This is a genomic window from Marinimicrobium sp. LS-A18, assembly GCF_000463525.1.
Classification (GTDB): domain Bacteria; phylum Pseudomonadota; class Gammaproteobacteria; order Pseudomonadales; family Cellvibrionaceae; genus Marinimicrobium; species Marinimicrobium koreense.
Window position 1 is genome coordinate 877,474 of sequence record NZ_AWEP01000006.1, and the last position, 16,519, is coordinate 893,992.

General features: G+C 57.5%; 18 protein-coding genes. 9 read left to right on the forward strand and 9 right to left on the reverse strand.

All coding sequences use genetic code 11. The features are described 5' to 3' along the window. Positions 1 to 79: 79 nt before the first annotated feature. Genes N645_RS0114880 through N645_RS0114890 form a run of 3 tightly spaced genes read left to right on the forward strand, consistent with a single transcriptional unit; the run spans position 80 to position 2,460 of the window. Positions 80 to 541 (forward strand): DoxX family protein, encoded by a 462-nt coding sequence (locus tag N645_RS0114880; RefSeq protein WP_152521729.1) that lies wholly within the window; start codon positions 80 to 82, stop codon positions 539 to 541. A gap of 34 nt (positions 542 to 575) precedes the next feature. Continuing rightward, a complete protein-coding gene (locus N645_RS0114885; protein ID WP_024462310.1) occupies positions 576 to 1,397 on the forward strand; it encodes a class III extradiol ring-cleavage dioxygenase in 822 nt (273 codons plus the stop codon). A gap of 52 nt (positions 1,398 to 1,449) precedes the next feature. Continuing rightward, the gene (locus tag N645_RS0114890) at positions 1,450 to 2,460 is read left to right on the forward strand and encodes a glutathione S-transferase family protein (RefSeq protein ID WP_024462311.1); all 1,011 of its coding nucleotides are present in this window, start codon (positions 1,450 to 1,452) and stop codon (positions 2,458 to 2,460) included. Between the two features lie 36 nt (positions 2,461 to 2,496). Here N645_RS0114890 and N645_RS0114895 read toward each other — a convergent pair whose 3' ends face one another. Further along, positions 2,497 to 3,396: a LysR family transcriptional regulator gene (locus N645_RS0114895; RefSeq protein WP_024462312.1), complete on the reverse strand. Its 900-nt coding sequence runs from the start codon at positions 3,394 to 3,396 to the stop codon at positions 2,497 to 2,499. 161 nt (positions 3,397 to 3,557) lie between these two features. On the opposite strand from N645_RS0114895, the gene N645_RS0114900 reads away from it, so the two are divergent. Further along, complete coding sequence (locus N645_RS0114900; protein ID WP_024462313.1) at positions 3,558 to 3,761, forward strand: 4-oxalocrotonate tautomerase family protein; 204 nt, start codon at positions 3,558 to 3,560, stop codon at positions 3,759 to 3,761. Positions 3,762 to 3,800: 39 nt separating this feature from the next. Here the strand turns inward: N645_RS0114900 and N645_RS0114905 are convergent, their stop codons facing one another. Continuing rightward, complete coding sequence (locus N645_RS0114905) at positions 3,801 to 4,685, reverse strand: LysR family transcriptional regulator (protein WP_024462314.1); 885 nt, start codon at positions 4,683 to 4,685, stop codon at positions 3,801 to 3,803. Between the two features lie 103 nt (positions 4,686 to 4,788). On the opposite strand from N645_RS0114905, the gene N645_RS0114910 reads away from it, so the two are divergent. Beyond that, entirely contained in the window at positions 4,789 to 5,265 is a 477-nt protein-coding gene (locus N645_RS0114910) for an SgcJ/EcaC family oxidoreductase (RefSeq protein ID WP_024462315.1), read from the forward strand. A gap of 107 nt (positions 5,266 to 5,372) precedes the next feature. Next, positions 5,373 to 6,098 carry a family 16 glycoside hydrolase gene (locus tag N645_RS0114915; RefSeq protein ID WP_024462316.1) on the forward strand — a complete coding sequence of 242 codons (726 nt, stop codon included), beginning with the start codon at positions 5,373 to 5,375 and terminating at the stop codon, positions 6,096 to 6,098. A 341-nt stretch (positions 6,099 to 6,439) separates the two neighbouring features. On the opposite strand, the gene N645_RS0114920 is transcribed toward N645_RS0114915, so the two are convergent. Both N645_RS0114920 and N645_RS0114925 read right to left on the reverse strand, forming a co-directional pair. After that, the gene (locus tag N645_RS0114920; protein WP_152521730.1) at positions 6,440 to 6,808 is read right to left on the reverse strand and encodes a hypothetical protein; all 369 of its coding nucleotides are present in this window, start codon (positions 6,806 to 6,808) and stop codon (positions 6,440 to 6,442) included. A 268-nt stretch (positions 6,809 to 7,076) separates the two neighbouring features. Next, positions 7,077 to 7,421, reverse strand: a complete 345-nt coding sequence (locus N645_RS0114925) for a hypothetical protein (protein ID WP_024462318.1) — start codon at positions 7,419 to 7,421, stop codon at positions 7,077 to 7,079. Positions 7,422 to 7,496: 75 nt separating this feature from the next. Between N645_RS0114925 and N645_RS0114930 the strand changes: the two genes are divergently transcribed. Further along, the gene (locus N645_RS0114930; protein WP_238559267.1) at positions 7,497 to 7,796 is read left to right on the forward strand and encodes a helix-turn-helix domain-containing protein; all 300 of its coding nucleotides are present in this window, start codon (positions 7,497 to 7,499) and stop codon (positions 7,794 to 7,796) included. Positions 7,797 to 7,875: 79 nt separating this feature from the next. Here the strand turns inward: N645_RS0114930 and radC are convergent, their stop codons facing one another. From radC to N645_RS17245, 5 genes are all read right to left on the reverse strand, one after another. Continuing rightward, entirely contained in the window at positions 7,876 to 8,385 is a 510-nt protein-coding gene (gene radC / locus N645_RS0114935; RefSeq protein ID WP_024462320.1) for a DNA repair protein RadC, read from the reverse strand. 83 nt (positions 8,386 to 8,468) lie between these two features. Then, on the reverse strand, positions 8,469 to 9,347 hold the full coding sequence (locus N645_RS17240; RefSeq protein ID WP_036161477.1) for a hypothetical protein: 879 nt from the start codon (positions 9,345 to 9,347) through the stop codon (positions 8,469 to 8,471). A gap of 115 nt (positions 9,348 to 9,462) precedes the next feature. Continuing rightward, entirely contained in the window at positions 9,463 to 10,470 is a 1,008-nt protein-coding gene (locus N645_RS0114945) for a YqaJ viral recombinase family protein (protein WP_024462321.1), read from the reverse strand. 104 nt (positions 10,471 to 10,574) lie between these two features. Next, a complete protein-coding gene (locus tag N645_RS0114950) occupies positions 10,575 to 11,534 on the reverse strand; it encodes a DUF932 domain-containing protein (RefSeq protein WP_024462472.1) in 960 nt (319 codons plus the stop codon). Between the two features lie 102 nt (positions 11,535 to 11,636). Further along, positions 11,637 to 11,942 carry a hypothetical protein gene (locus tag N645_RS17245; protein WP_036161478.1) on the reverse strand — a complete coding sequence of 102 codons (306 nt, stop codon included), beginning with the start codon at positions 11,940 to 11,942 and terminating at the stop codon, positions 11,637 to 11,639. Between the two features lie 192 nt (positions 11,943 to 12,134). Between N645_RS17245 and N645_RS0114960 the strand changes: the two genes are divergently transcribed. Beyond that, a complete protein-coding gene (locus tag N645_RS0114960; protein WP_024462322.1) occupies positions 12,135 to 12,341 on the forward strand; it encodes a helix-turn-helix domain-containing protein in 207 nt (68 codons plus the stop codon). Between the two features lie 2 nt (positions 12,342 to 12,343). Continuing rightward, positions 12,344 to 16,519 carry a BREX system serine/threonine kinase PglW gene (gene pglW / locus N645_RS0114965; RefSeq protein ID WP_024462323.1) on the forward strand — a complete coding sequence of 1,392 codons (4,176 nt, stop codon included), beginning with the start codon at positions 12,344 to 12,346 and terminating at the stop codon, positions 16,517 to 16,519.

Consider the following 16,519-nt stretch of genomic DNA (forward strand, 5'->3'; position numbering starts at 1 on the left):
CTTACGTTAAAGAGGAAACTACCTCATTATGGCCCCTGTTCCAAGACAACGAATCACCACTGACCCATTCAGGAGCTTTATGATGAGCACTACCACCGATAAACACATTCCCTCAACATCGATTGTCGGCAAGGCCAGTGCGCTGGCCTACCCACTGGTACGGATAACGACCGGCCTATTTCTCATGCCGCACGGCGCGCAAAAGCTCTTTGGCTGGTTCGGTGGCCACGGGCTATCCGGCACCGGCGCGTTTTTTGGCGAGACGCTTGGCATGCAGCCGGGCATTCTGTTCGCCCTGTTGGCTGGACTGGTCGAGTTCTTCGGTGGCCTGGCGCTGGTGCTCGGCTTGCTGACCCGTCCTGCGGCGGCCGCCGTTGCCGGTCTGCTGGCGGTGGCGCTCACTGTGCACTGGTCGAACGGCTTTTTCTGGACCAATGGGGGCGTCGAATACCCGCTCATGTGGCTCCTGCTCGCGGTAGCGCTTCTGCTGCGCGGTGGTGGTGAGTACTCACTGGACCGCCATTTCGGATTTCGGTTTTAGATTGTCCATCAGATAACATCGGGGGATTCCGCCCATGACCACGCAACAATTGCCCACACTCTTTGTACCACACGGTGCCGGCCCCTGTTTCTTTATGGACTGGGAGCCTGCCGATACCTGGTCAAGAATGGCCGCTTGGCTGCGCAGTATCCCCGAGCTGATTGGCGAGAAGCCGAAGGCTCTGTTGGTGATCTCCGGGCACTGGGATGCGCCGCAGTTCACCGTGAACGCCCAGGCGGCGCCACCGCTTCTGTACGACTACTCTGGCTTTCCGCCCCACACGTTTGAGTTGGCGTATCCGGCACCGGGCTCCCCCGAGCTCGCGGCCGAGGTGCGGGCATTGCTCGACACCGCCGGTATCGCCAACGGGGCGGAACAGGCCCGAGGGTTGGATCATGGGGTCTTCATTCCCATGAAAGTGGCCTTCCCGGCGGCCGATCTGCCCGTCATCCAGCTCTCGCTCAAGCGTGGTCTGAACCCTGCGGAGCATCTGGCTCTGGGCCGGGCACTGGCACCCTTGCGTCACAGCGGGGTGCTGATCATCGGCAGTGGCATGAGCTACCACAACATGCGCCGCTTCAGCTTTGACGATGCCGCGCTGGATCCGGACTCGGTCCGTTTTGATGAGTGGTTGGCGGAGACGGTCGAATTGCCGGCGAACATACGCGAGCAGCGCCTGACGGAATGGGCCGCCGCCCCCGGTGGACGCGCCTCGCATCCGCGCGAGGAACACCTTCTGCCCTTACATGTTGTCGCCGGTGCCGCCGGCGAAGACGCAGGCCAGCGAGTGTTTCAGGATCGTGTGATCGGCAGCATGCAGTCCGGGTTCATGTTCGGCGGTTGGCCACGACGTTAGTTCTGAGAGCCACGAGATTAAAGCCACGACATTGATGATTGAGGAGAGCGTTATGCCAGGACTTTTGAACGGACAATGGATGAAAGGGGACGTCGCCGACGGGGAAATCAGAGGCGGGGCGTTTGAGCGGGAACCCACAAAATTTCGCCATTGGCTTACCGCCGATGGCGAGCCAGGCCCTGAGGGGCAACTGGCACTGCCGGCCGAGGCGGGCCGGTATCAGCTTTTCGTCTCCTATTTTTGCCCCTGGGCCTCACGGGCCCTGATGTTTCGCAAACTGAAAGGCCTGGAGGGTCTCATCTCCCTGTCCGTGGCCGAGCCCTTTATCGGCGAAGACGGCTGGATTTATGCTGATGGCGTGGACGCCGGGCCGAAGCTCGGGCGTATCCACTATCATCACCAGCTCTATACGGCCACTGATCCGCACTACACCGGCAAGGTCTCGGTGCCGGTCCTGTGGGACCGACAGGAAGGCCGGATCGTGAATAATGAGTCCGCCGATATCATCCGCATTTTCAATGAGTCGTTCGATCACCTCACCGGCAACGCCCTGGATTTTTATCCCACGGCGCTTCGCGGCGAGATCGACCGTTGGAATGCGTTCATTTATGACAAGGTCAACAACGGCGTTTACCGCGCCGGCTTCGCCAAATCCCAAGCCAATTACGAAACAGCGGTGGAGGCACTGTTCGAGACTCTGGACCGGCTGGAATCGCGGCTGGGCGAAAGCCGCTACATCGCGGGAGAGTACCTCACCGAAGCCGACTGGCGCCTGTTCGTAACCCTGGTGCGGTTCGATGCCGCCTACTATGGTGCCTTCAAGTGTAACCTGCGCCGTTTGGTGGACTATCCGCGCCTGTCTAACTATGTGCGCGAGCTCTACCAATGGCCCGGTATTCGGGAGACCGTCAACCTTGAGCACATAAAGCGGGGGTACTACGCCATTAAGGCTATCAACCCAATCCTCATTGTTCCTCGCGGGCCGATTCTGGATTTTGAGGCACCTCACGACCGGGGCCGCCTTGCCGGTAAGGGTATCTGGAGCCGACACCAAGGACGGTAACTGTTCGCGAGGGTAGTTGAAGACGGGCTATGGGGGTTAACGCCAGACCGGTTTTTGAAACGAGTCCACAAGGAAGTCGATCAAGCGCCGTAACTTCAACGGTAAGTGTTTGCGCGAGGTGTAGATGACATAGATGCCGAGCTCGACCGTCTCGTGATCCGGCAAGAGCTGTATCAATCTTCCCTGGCGCAGGGCGTCATACACCAGAAAGTCGGGCTGCATGACGATGCCCTGGTCTTGCAAAGCGGCAGCGACGCAAGTATCCCCACTGTTGGCGTGCAGCCTTGGCCTGGTTTTGACGATCTCCGTTTTCCCGTCCGGGCGGATGAACTCCCACTCGTCCCTTGAAGACCAGTAGGTATAGGAGATGACGTTATGCTCGGCCAGGTCTTGTGGGCTACTCGGCGTGCCTTGTTGCTGCAGATAGCCGGGGGAGGCGCATAACACCATTCGGCTCGATGCGAGCTTTCGTGCGATCAAGGTGGGGTGGGGCGATCGGGCAATTCGCACCGCCAGGTCAAACCCGTCTTCGACCAGATCCACCGTGCGATCCGAAAGCGTCACCTCCATGGATACCTTGGGATGCTGTTGCAAGAAGCTGCCCCACAGGGGCGCCAAATGCGTTATCCCAAAGGTGACCGGGGCGCTCACGCGCAACAGCCCGGAAGGCTGCCCGCTGCGCAGATTCAATTCCGACTCCGCCTCTTCGACCCCATGGAGCAAGTCATTACAGCGGGTGTAGAACAGCTGGCCCTCATCGGTCAGTGAAAGCCTGCGCGTTGTTCTATGAAGTAGCCGCACCGCCAGGCGCTGCTCCAAATCGGTGATCTGCCGTGAAACGGACGCTTTCGAGGTGTTTAGAGCGTTGGCGGCGCTGATGAAGCTGCCATTCTCTACCACCGCGACAAAGGTCTGCATTTCCTGAAATCTATCCATTGTTTCGCAACGTTCTCTTTTACATTGTCTCGCATTTCGGAACAAACAGTTCGTCAAAGCCATGTTTATCCCGATCGACTAAAAAAGTAAAGTGACTTTGGTGTTTCCCGCACCATCACCATTTCCCGTTCTGTATATCAACACTATTAAAGGAGAGGTTTATGCCAGTCGTTCGTGTTACGTGGTTTGAGGGTAAGGATGCAAACGCCAAAAAAGCGGTTGCAAAAGAAATCACCGAAAGCATTGTCAAGAACACCCAGACAGATCCGAATTACATCTATGTCATCTTTGAGGACGTCGCACAATCTAACTGGGCGGGTGCTGGAAACCTGTTCGGGGAAGAGGGTGAGGGTCTGAAGGAGTAGCTGATGGGGTAATACGCCAGGCGGTCTGCCTCCATCACATCAACCGCCAAACGCCTCCAGCGCAAAATCCACAAAGCTTCTAAGCTTTGGTGTCATTCGACGGTCCGGCGTATAGACAAGGTGTAACGGTCGGGTAGGCGGAGCATAGTCCGGAAGGAGCTGGACCAGCCGACCGGCGTCCAGTTCAGGTTGCACCAGCTCCATGGGTTGCAGTAACAGCCCCAGGCCGGCCCGAGCGGCGGCGAGCAGCGCTTCACCGCTGTCGACCATCAGCCGACCGGATATTGGCACCGTTATGGGGCCATTGGGCCCGTTAAAGGTCCACTTTTTGCGCAAGGCATTCAATGAGAAACCAAGGCACTCGTGATCGGTCAGATCCTGGGGGCTGTGGATGGGAGCGTGCTGCCGAAGATAATCAGGAGAGGCGCACAATACCAATCGGTAAGGGGCTAGCGGGCGAGCCACCAGCCCGCTGTCCTCCAATTCTCCCACCCGAAAAACGGCGTCAAATCCCTCGTCGATGACATCCACGAAGCGATTCGACAAGGTCAGATCCAGGGATACGTCAGGATAGGCACGCAGATAATCCGGGAGCTTGAGGGACAGGGCATGTATGCCGAAGGTGACCGGCGCATTGATGCGCAGCTTGCCCCGTGGGGTAATCTGGGTTTCGGCGGCCAGTCCCTCGGCCTGCGCCACTTCCTCCAGAATGATCTTGGCCCGCTCGTAGAACTGGGCGCCTATCTCGGTGAGATGTTGGCGCCGAGTGGTGCGGCTGAGTAGCTTGACTCCTAAATGCTCCTCCAGGGCCTGAACCTGCTTGCCCACCAACTGGGGGGACATCTCCATGGCATCGGCCGTGGCGGAAAACGAGCCGGTTTCAACGGCTTTTACAAATACCGACATGCCTTGAAGCTTGTCCATTAAAAACAATCCGTTTGGAGTGAATGAAGAAAATGCCTATTTATCGTATATCGTTTCTAATTGTACAGTGACTCTAATGATGAACAAAACCAACGGAGGTTTTATGACGATCATTCGCAATGTCTGCGTTTCAATTTCTCTTATCCTACTGGTGACTCCTTTTCTGGCCCATGCGGATGCTCGCGAAGATCATCGGTCCATCCAGGAGACCTTAAGTCGTTATGAGTCCGCGCTCAACGCGGCAAATGCCGGTGAGATCGCACAGCTGTACACCGCCGATGGCGTTATGATGGCTCCTGATGCGCCCACCGCTGTAGGCCGTGAAGCCATTCAGGCCGCGTATAGCGGGCTTGGACAAGCGTTGTCGTTCAACTTGGCATTTACGGTTGATGAAATAGAGCTCATTGACGACGAGACAGCACTTTTACGCAGCCATTCCAACGGGACGGTGATGGTCAATGGTGGTGGACAAGCTGCCAACGAGGCCGCCTTTAAGGAGTTGTTTGTTCTCGAAAAGCAAGATGACGGAAAATGGAAATTCACCCATTACAGCTTCTCTTCCTCGCCTTTGGGGGAGTGATTGGGATGTAAAAGTCAGTCGACCGGACCGCGCGGGAATCACGCCGCATGAGTCCGGCTCACGTACATTGTACTTCCATATTGTTTAGCCACAGAGTGAGTCAACTTATGAAATACCGTTTAATTGGATTGGTGTTGGGTGTCATCGCCTCCTCCGGAGTTTTTGCGGCAGGCACCATTGAATGGGAAGGCCGGGAGTTTGAGGCCAGGAATGTCAAAGCCAGCGTTGTGGAACTCAAGGGGGAGCAGGTGCTGCGGGTCGAGCGCGATCTTGAGGCGCTTCCTTTTGATGTCGAGCGCCTCGGGGAAACCGTTGACGAGCCTCACTACATGAGGTTGAAAGACGTGGCGTTTACCGATGTGACCTTTGAAGTGAAAATGCTGGCACGCGTCTTACAGCCATCGCCTTTCGCCGGCTCCCAGGGGTTTATCGGCGTCTACTTCCGTGCGGCGGAAGACGACTCGGCCTTTGACTCCATCTATCTTCGCCCCAATGCCGGGCGCTCGGACAATCAGCGCGTACGAAACCACACCGTGCAGTACTTCGCATACCCCGATTACAAGTTTGATAAACTCCGTGATATGGCTCCCGGTCTCTATGAAACCTGGGCGGATGTCGGCATGGATGAATGGATTACTATGAGGGTCCACGTCAAAGGCGATACCGCCAGGGCGTTTATCAATGATGCGAAATACCCTTCGTTTATTGTCGATGATCTGCTGGGTTCCTCAAAGTCCGGGGGCGTAGGTCTTTACGTGGACATCGGCACGGAAGGTTATTTTAAGGATTTCAAGATTATTTCATCGTCCAGCCCCGAAGCCGGAGGGGTTTAATCATGAAGCGCTTGAGCTGTTATCGGTCAACTCCGATTGATTAGGCGTTTACGGAAATTAATTTCTCAAATTCTCCTGTCACGAAAGGAAAAAAATTAAAATCCTAGTAAGTCATTGGTATACCAGCAAGTGCTGGTATACCAATACTCTAAATAGACCCTCGTTCCGAAAAACTCACCACTCCCAGTTATTCTGCGTAGATGCTCTGATACTCATGATGTCTGGGGAGAGGCATTCGCAGGCATTATTCTGGCTATTTGGAGTGCAGGAGCAGAGGCGCCCGCTTTCGGCGCCGCCTTGAGTGTCAGGGAGACTACCGAGTTTCTCACCTTATCTACACGCTACTGGTCGTAAACCTCGACGTAAATTCCACCGTCATCGGTGGGTGTGGCAACGTATTGAACGCTAACCGGGCCGTACGACTGATCATCTTTCTTAAAGTAGATGCTGTAGTTGGCCGCGCAGCCCACCGCGCCGGTGTCTTCATCCGAAGCGACTTTACGAATGGCCTCGTAGGTATAAACGCGACCCGCGTGTACTTCTTGGATGTACTCATCGGTAGCTCCCCACTTCATCCCTTTGGCGTCAGCCTCGGAAATGATACTGGAGAGCGTGGAAGTAACGCCTTCATCTGAACAACCGATCTCTGAAGAGCAGCCAACAACAAAGAACATGGCGAGCAGTACAATAAACAATGACTTAAATTTCATGAGAGTATTCTCCGGGCTGATAATTGTGTGCTTATTTGGGGTTAGTTTGTGACCCTTTTTCTGATGAAGTTCTTTTTGCATCAGCGCGAGTCAGGTAATGTGGAATTCACAGATCGGAAGCATGACGAACCCATCGTTAGGCTTTTGACTTGACGAACGCTGGCTCCCCGGGTTCTAGCGACTGTGATATCCGAGAAGATGATATTTCGAAATGAAAGTTTGTTGATGGCTTCAAATACCCTCCTTGGCTACGGGGCTTCTCCTCCGGCTAGTCTTTTTTGCAATTTACTTCAAGCGAGCTGGATACAAAGTTCTTGGCGAGTTCATAGTCTGGATTAAAGGTGGCGAGGTTATGCACCCCTATTGCAGCGGCTGAAAGTAATCCTCCAAAAACGGTGGGGGAGACTGGGATGGCAGCGGCGCCCACGCTTGCTGCTCTGCCTTTGGTATATACGCGACACCGCATTTTGCGGCGCTCTATCTCCGTTTCGACCTTTTCCGCGGCCCTGGTCATGGATTTGATCTGAATGATGGTGAACGATTTCCGGTCAGCTAAAAGCTGATCCAGCTTCTCATCAGAGAGTTCGTTTAGAGTAAAAACATCGGTATCCACAGCGTTTCCTCAAGTTGTATTCAATGCTGGTTGTCATTGCCACGGGCGAGACTGGGCACCGTGGGATCGGTGGGAATGACGCCGCTTGTCCCTAAATTGGGTACACGAGGGATTGTCCCTATTATCGGGCCAATGATCAAGTCCATTCGAAGCGATGACGGGGCGAGGCTGGTCGCGTGGCTGCAAGAGCAGCGTGAAAGCCAAAACCTGACGATGAGGCAGCTGGCCATAGAGCTGGGCGTCCCGCACTCCTTTATCGGGAAGGTAGAGCAGCGAGAGCGACGGTTGGATGTTGTCGAGTTCGTGAGCTATTGCGAAGCTTTGAATGTATCGCCCGTTGAAGGGCTGAAGGCGGTATGGCCCGAATTCAAATGATAGTCTTCACGCGCGACAGTACAGAAGCCTGTGCGGGGCAAGGCTGACGCACCCAGCACTCGCCAAGTCCGTCACTGACTCAGATCAACCCCCGCTCCGCAAAACTCACCACCTCATCACTCCCAATAACCATATGGTCAATCACCCGCACATCCACCAACTGCAGGGCTTCCTTCAGCCGCTCAGTTAGCCGCCGGTCGGCGGTGCTGGGCTCAGGGTTACCACTGGGGTGGTTATGAACCAGTAGCACGGCAGCGGCGTTGTGGCTCAGCGCCGTCTTCACCACTTCGCGGGGATGGACGGAGGCGCCGTCGATGGTGCCGTAGAACAGCTTGGCGATGTCCAGCACGCCGTGGCGGTTATCCATCAGTACCATGCCGAACACTTCGCGGTCTTCCTTGCCAAAGGCCACCCGCAGGTAGCTGCGAGCCAGGTCGGGGCTGACCAGGTAGTTACTGCGCAGAAAGCGCTCCTGCAGGATCACTTCCGCCCAGTCCAGCACCAGTGCTTCAGATAGGCCTTGGTGTTTGTCGGCTTTGTGGGCAGGCGGGTAGAACGGTAGGGTATCCGGGGTTGTTGTCTCATTCATCAGAATGTCCTCGCATAGGGGGCCCCCGGCAGCGAATGGACGCCGCCGGTGTATGAGTGGCCCGGTCAGGGGAGAGAAAGGGGTTATTGCGCTTTGGCACGCTGTTCGAGCTTGTCGGCCAGGGAGAGTGGTTGCGCGGTGTTAGCCGGTGGCTTCGTGGTGGCGTCCGGGTAGAACTCCTCCAGAATCACCGGCGTTTCATCCTCGTCGTCTTCAAAGGCCGAGTTCGCCAAGGCTGACCGCGCCGCTTCATCGAGTGCGTCCTGGTCGTAACCCGACGCCTGTCGCTGTTCAGCGATCTCTCGGGCCTGGGTGATCGCCGCCTCCAGGGTCAGGCCCTCACGGATACCGAGATCCACATAGAAGATCGGTGTCCGGTGGCTCTGGGTGGTGCTTTTACCGCGTAGCCGAAGCTCCAGCGGCAGGCAGGCCAGCAGTCCGCCCGAGACGGCCTGGAAATACCTCAGCCGAGCCATCAGGGTGCGGATGCTGTTGAACCCGGTGGTGCGGAAGATGAAGGTACCCAGAGGGTCGTGATCGCCCACCAATACATTCAGCCGCCCGTAGGGCTTGCACTGGCCAGAGGCGAACTGGCAATGCGCGGGAGATGGGCAGGGCAACTGCTCCATGCCTTCCTCGTGGCGACGCCGACACTGGTCGCCGTCCCCGGCGCAGACTGGCCGACCGGTACTTCGATCAAACAGGGTGTACTCGGCCCGGAAGTTCAGGTCGGGATCGCTAAAGGGGAGGGTGACCGGAATCGTCCGCAGCTTGCCCGTCTCGGTCTGGTCCCGCAGCTCAGCATCCAGTGGATGGAGCAACCATCCCTCTGGGCTCTGCACCTGGGTGGTTAAGGTGAATTGGTCGTCTTTCTCCGGCAGGCGCATACCGTTCTTCTCAGTCACGCGCCCGATACTGATCCGGCCAATGACCGGCGGGGTAATCGCAAGGCCTTTAATCATGGCGGTATCCTCATAACGTTAAATAAGGGCGAGCCGCCGCACGTCTCACCCAAGGGAGTGGATAAAGAAGGAGTTGATAGAAGGGAGTCGTAGATCTGAGCGCGATCACGCCCGCTCAGTCAGTTGAGCGAACCAGAAAGCGCCGACTACCGGGGCGAGTGGTGTTGTACTCGTTCATCAGCTCCGGCAGGTCCCGTATCAGGGCATCGGTATTCAAGGCTTTGCTGTCCTTGCTCCGCTTCCAGGAAATCGAACCTCGCGCAAAGGTCGCTCGGGTTGCCTCGCTCATGGCCTGTTGCAGGGTTTGCTTGAGGAGTTCCTCCTGCTGAGTCAGGGTTTTGAGCTTTTGACGGGCCGTCACCAGCTGATCGAACACGTTGCAAAGATGCGGGTCATGGGTGAAGTCCACTGTCTCGCCGTCGTCCTGGGGATACAGGTACCGCAGGGCCGCGCCGGCGGACTCGGACCCATCCGCTGGGGGTGGGGTGTCGGTTTCCACGTAGTCCCAGAATTTGCGCTCCAGCTCAATCAACCGGGCAATCAGCGCATCGTCCCGCTCAATGCGGTGCACCTGAATCTCCTGGCCACAGAGCAGCACACAGACATCGGCGGCGGCTTTGCCGGTGACCGCCAACTGGTGCTGAACCTGGCACTGCACGTACTCTGGTACACCATCGCGCCACAGCCGCGCCCCAAACTCCCCGGCAGTTTTGCATTCGAGTATCTGAACATCGGATGCGCCGACCACCGAGTAGTCCAGGTTGGCCAGCATCCAGGCTTTGTCTTTATCGGGGTGCTGCAAGACGGCGTTCACCCGACGCACCTTGTTGCCCGTGCGCTTGGTGTAGTGGGTGGCCACAATCGGTTCGAGAATATGGCCCCAGTACATGGGGGAGCCATCATCGTCAGGATCGACCGAGGGGAGCTGATCCTCCCGGCCGGTTTTGATCATCCACAGCTCAAGCTGGGATTGGTAAGGGTTCAGGCCCACGGCGGCGGCCGCATCACTGGCGCCAATGCCGGTCTGGCGAACCTTGAGCCAATCGTTCCGGCTAAGATCCTTGGTGGAAACCAGCCGCAGGGCGGGCCGTTGCTTGGGTGAGGTAATACGGGGTGCTTTCATAATCGTGTCTCCCAAACGCACAAAAGCCCCAGCCACGCGTGTCGGTGGCTGGGGCTTCTATGAGGTTTGACGGTAAGTAAAGAAGGAAGAGTGGAGCCGTGGGCTCAGGCGACCATCAGCAGGGCCTGGTTCAGAGCCCGGCCTTTGAGCGCCGCGCCCTGGCCGAACCAGGCGGAGTCCAGTCGGTTGTCCTGGCTGCGTGCCCGGCGCTCATGGTCTACGAACTGGGTGACGGCATTGAGCAGACCATAGGCGGTGCCTCTGGAGGAGGCGAGATCCGCCCCCAGACCCTGGCCGTCATACAACGCCTGTACGCGAGCCATATTGCGCTCGGTGCCCTTGCTGATGGAGGCTGTATCTGGGTCGCCCATCACCCGCAGCAGGAAGTGGCGCACCTCACTGTCCTTAACGGAGCGGTTGCTCAAGTGCTTCATCCGGTACATGAACTCATCCCACGCGGAGACGGTAATGCCCAGCGACCGCTTGACCGCCTCGGCATCAAACACCGAGCGGTGGGGCACCTTCACTGCGCCCGCGCCGCTACCCAATGCCACGGCCAGGGTGTTGTTACACACCACCCGCACACTGGTGAACTGCGCGGTGGTGGCCATGGTGCCGTCACAGGCGGTGGCCAGCAGCACATAGGCCTTGGTGGTGTCCTTGCCCTTGAGCGTGGTGGACTGTCCGGTGCGGGCCAGGGCCCAGAGCTTGCGCCCGCCTTTGAGCGCGCCCGCCGTCTCCAGCTCGAAGCCGGAGCGTTCTGTCAGATCCCGGTAGAACTCCAGGATCTCCCGAGGCTGCACCACCTTGTAGCGGCTGCCCACCACGGACAGTGGGTCGTGGGTGTCCGAGCGATACAGCACCTTGTGATCGTCGAAGGGCTTGATCTCGCCCAGGTACTCACGCTGCCCGGCGATAAAGCGCACCGGGGACTCCTGAATCTCCCAGTCCATACCGGCCTGAATGACCCAGTCATCAATGGGGAGGCCCGAATCCAATTGACGGCCGAGGCCGTGCCACGGGGTCTGGCCGACATAGGCCATGTTTTCAACGAGGTGTGCCATAGTGGTTCTCCTACGGAATAAAGGGCCCAGACCGACAAGGCCTGAGCAAATTTTGATCAGTGGGGTGGTGCCCGAACGGGCGAAGGGGTAGTTAGGAGGGAGCTAAAACCGGTGCTCGCAGCCCAGGCAGCGGTAGGCCTGGAACACCTCTTCATCAAGCTTGTCGCCGAGCTTGACGCCGACGGCGCAGCCCGAGAGCCCGCCCACAATGGCGCCGAGCACCGCGCCCGAGGCGGCACCCGCCGGGCCCGCGATCGCGCCGACGGTGTAGCCCAATCGGGCGCCACTGGTAGCACTAATGGCTCCACTGATAGCGCCAGCAGTAGTGCCAACGGTGCCACCGACTTTGCGGCCATAGCGGCTGGGAATAATGCGGTGGGAATTACAACGAGGGCATGCGGTGTGCATAGCCGTATCTCCTATATCAACCAGGGTTTACCGGCGTGCTGGGGCCGGGGTCATGGGGGTGATATAGGTTTGAAAAGTTTTTGAGTCTCCGTGACAGCGATTTGGCACTAATTGGGTGGCGGTTAATTTGACATTTAATAACGCTGCCCTATATTGTCCCCCATTGTACTCTTTTGACACGAGGCTCAGCGGGTGACAGGTGACGTAATCACGCTTAAAGAAGTGGCGGAATTCCTCAAAGTTCATGAGCGGACTGTCTATCGGCTCGCCGCTAGAGGAGAGATCCCAGCCTTTAAGGTGGCCAACAGTTGGCGTTTTCGGCGCCAGGACATTGAGCGCTGGATCGACCAGCAAACACACTCAGCGGCACCAATGGGCAATGGAGATCGGCAGGAGTGATCATGGAAAAGCTTTGGAAGCAAATAACCCCCTCGGAATACTCCTGGGAGCGCGAAGCGCTGGACTTCGTACGCCAACACTTACCGGACCATGACCCCTATCGCGCTTGGGCAAATTTCGAATTTATCGCCCAAGACGGCTCCATCAATGAAGTGGATTTGCTAGTGCTGACCTCCAAAGGGTTATTCATGGTGGAGATTAAGTCCCATCCCGGAGCCATAGGCGGAGACGCCGCCACCTGGGTGTGGGAAAAGCCTAATGGGGGTCAAAAAGTATTTGACAACCCAAGAATACTGGCGGACCGAAAAACCAAAAAGCTAGCATCACTGCTCAAGGTTCAGAACGCCACCAAGCGGAGCAAAGAGCGCTTCCCTTTTATCAGCACTTTGGTATTTCTCTCGGCGGAGAACCTGGTCAATCGACTGGATGGACCCGCCTCTATCAACGTGTGCACACGCAAAAACCTGATGCACGAGCTCAAGTACACGGACGAAACTTGGACCCACCGCCCCATCAACCGGCCCACTGCGAAAATGGTGAGTCGCGCCTTGGAAGAAGCAGGCATAAAAGAGTCGGTTCGACATAAGCGGGTAGGGCTCTACGAGCTCACAGAACTGCTGGATGAGGCCGATCATTATCAGGACTGGTTGGCACGCCATACAGACCTCGGCGTGCCCCGCAAAGTGCGCATTTATCTGGTGCGAGACAAAAGCGAGGAAGAGGCGAACCGACTACGCCAAGCTGCCCAGCGAGAATTTAGGCTGCTAGAGGGCATTGAACACCCCGGCATCCTCAAAGCGAAAGACTATCAGCAGCACGACCATGGTCCTGCGCTCGTATACGAATACGATCCAGAGGCGTACCGGCTTGATCACTTGTTGCGCCACCTCAGTGGTGCAGCCAGGTTGGATATGGGACAAGCCATTTCACTATTGCGTCAGATCGCTGAAGCGGTCCAGTACGCCCACGGCCAACGGCTATACCACCGTGCTCTAAGCCCGCAGAATATCTACGTCTCTACCAAAGTCGGCGGGGCGTATCATGTCAAGGTGGCGAACTGGTCGATGGCGGCTCGTGTCTACGAGTCCGAAACCCAGCAAGTGAGCACCCTCAGCCACTTGACGACCATGATTAAAGAAGAGGCTGGCCCTTACGTCGCGCTGGAGGCACACACTCGAAGCGACGATCCCGTGCAGGCCGATGTCTTTTCTTTGGGAACCATTGCCTACCATTTGTTCACCGGTACAAAACCAGCGGAAAACGAGATCGAACTTCAAGACAAATTGAGCCGAGGCAAAGGGCTGCAGGTTACCGATGAAATCAACGGCGCCAGCAGTGCCCTCCAGGACTTGGTTCAGTACGCCAGCCATCCTGACCCGACCAGCCGGATGGACTCAGTTGACGAGTTTCTGGGCTACCTCGAGCTTCTCGAAGATGAACTGACAACGCCCAACAATCAGCACACCGGCGACCCCACTCAGGCCCGTGAAGGTCAAGTGCTAGAGGGCGGTATCACGATTAATAAGCGTTTGGGTAAAGGCGCCTGTTCGGTCGTTTTCTTGGTCGACTATCAGGGGCAGGAGCGTGTCCTAAAGCTCGCATCCAGCCCTGACCATAACGAACGGCTATGGCAAGAAGGGGAAACACTATCCAGCCTACGCCACCAGGCTGTTATTGCCTACTACAAAACCGTCGAGATTTCCGGCCACACCGGGCTGCTGATTGACTACGCCGATCGCGGGTCGCTCACGCAACAGCTGCGCAAGCAGGGCCCCGTGCAATTGGAACTGCTGGAGCGTTTTGGCGATGACCTGCTCAGCGCCATGGTTCATTTGGAAGAAAAAGGTATCTTCCACCGCGATATCAAACCCGAGAACCTGGGCTTGATTACCCAGGGCAGCCAGCGCCATCTGGTGTTGTTCGACTTCTCGTTGTCCAACGCCGGTACCGATAATATCACCGCCGGTACTCTGGCCTATATGGACCCGTTTATTCGCGATCAAGGGCGCCGCCGCTGGGATGATTTTGCCGAGCGCTTTTCAGCGGCACTGACGCTCCATGAAATGGCAGCCGGCACGCTGCCGGGCTGGACCGAAGAGTCGGGTATGCCGACAGTGATAGAAGGCAGCCTCGCGGTCGATCGGCAGCTGTTCGATCCAGACATCCGGGACGCCATGATGTTGTTTTTCGAAAAAGCACTGGCGCGTAATGTAAAAGAACGCTTTGCCTCCGCCGAAGACATGCTGCGGGCATGGAGGCACGTGTTTGCCGATGCACGCAAAGACCTTCATCGAACAACGCGACACACAGAGCAAACCTGCCCTGTCGAAGAGGCCGGTCTAGACACTCAAATTGGCTTGTTACCGCTGACGGCTCCGGCGCTCAATACCCTAAGCCGCCGAAATATCAATACCGTGGCAGACCTGATTAAAGTCCGCCGGTACGACGTACGCGTATGGGCCGGTGTGGGCAATGAAACCCGCAAAGAGCTGTCCGATGTTATCGGTCGCCTCCAGGCCCGCCTGCATACGGCCCAGCAAACTCGTCAACTGGCGCAGCGGGGCCAGTCCAATACCAGTGTCGATCGTCTGTTCAGCCAGGTTATGCCCGTCGCCACCAAAAGCACAGACCCCGATCGTCAACGGTTTCTAAACGAATACCTGGGGCGCCTGGAAGGTGAATCAGTGGCGGGCCCCCAGGCTGTCCATTGGCCGACAACCCTGAGCATCAGTACCGAAACCGGACTACCAACCAGTGACGTTCGCGCCCTGCAGGAGCGAGTGCTGGCTCAGTGGAGTAAGAACAAAAACATCACCGAACTACGCGACGAGGTGGCCGACATCCTGGCGGACAACGGCGGTGTCATTACAGCGCTGGAGCTTGGCGAGGCGCTGCTAGTGCGCCGGGGTTCCGTGCAGGAAAGCCCTCTGCGCGAACGCTGGGCGCAGGCCGTAGCCCGCGTGGCAGTGGATACCGAGCTCAGCAAGCAGGAGTCGCGTTGGTCTTTACGTCGCATTGGCCGCCGCCTGGTGTTGGCAGATAACACCCAAGGAGCTGGAGAGGAACTGGCCGACTATGCCGAAACCCTGGGCCAATTGGCCGATGACTGCGCTCGGCAGCAGCCGCTCCTGTCGCCCATTCGTACCCTGGAGAAAATTCGCTCAGTACCGGCACCGGAGTCCTCCAAAGGCCTCAGCAATGCGCGTCTATTGCGTCTGGCAGCGGCGGCCTCTCAGTCAGCGGCGTTGTCCAGTCGAGCGGAGTTTTACCCTATCGACATGAAAGCCGAACTGGCACTGGAGCTCGCCCAAGGCGCTCTATTGGGCAGCAGAGCTCTGACCGTCAAGGAAATCCAGAACCGGGTAGCGGGCCGCTACCCCGCTGCGGAGCCACTCCCCGGCCGCCCGCGCCTGGATGATTTGGTCCAGGGCCTGGGCATGGGCTTTGAGTGGGACCCGGAATACCAGCAGCGCGATGCCCTCAATGGTGTTGCCGGTACTCGCGGCGCTTACTGCCTGCCTACCCCCGCTTATACCAGCCTCACCCGGCGCACTATGACGCAGGTGGGGCACACCCAGCTGGGAAAGGCGCCCAGTGTCAGCGCACAAGAGGTAGCGCAGCTCAGCCAGTTAATCGGCAATACCATCGACTCTGCCCGGTTTTTGGCGCTTACGGCGCGCACTCGCGACTGGAGCGCAGCTCAACAAAAACTCTGCGATGACTTCAACCTTAAACCGGTCAGTTTTGATGAATTGTTGCTTCGGCACCTGCACACGCTAATGGAAGGGATGCGCACTCCCCCAAAATGGAGCGTGGTACTGAAGGCCGATGCCGCCGAGCGCAGCTCCCAAGACTGGCGTCGCCTGCAACAGCTGGTTCAGCGAGTGCTGCCAGCCATGGCAGAAGAGATCAAGCAAGCCGATCAGCCGGTGTTGCTCACTGAGGCGGGCCTCATTGGGCGCTATGAGCTGGTTAACACCTGGTTGAATGAGCTGCGTCAGCACCTGGTCAACAGCGGCAACGCTCGGGCGTTGATCCTGCTCATTGCCGTGGATGTCCAGCAGGACGGCGCGAATATCGATGGCGTGACCGTGCCACGCGGTACTGGCAGCAGCGAGTGGGCCAGCATTCCAAGCGTGTGGCTTAAGCAAACTGAGTCGCACACTCAAGTGCTTTAA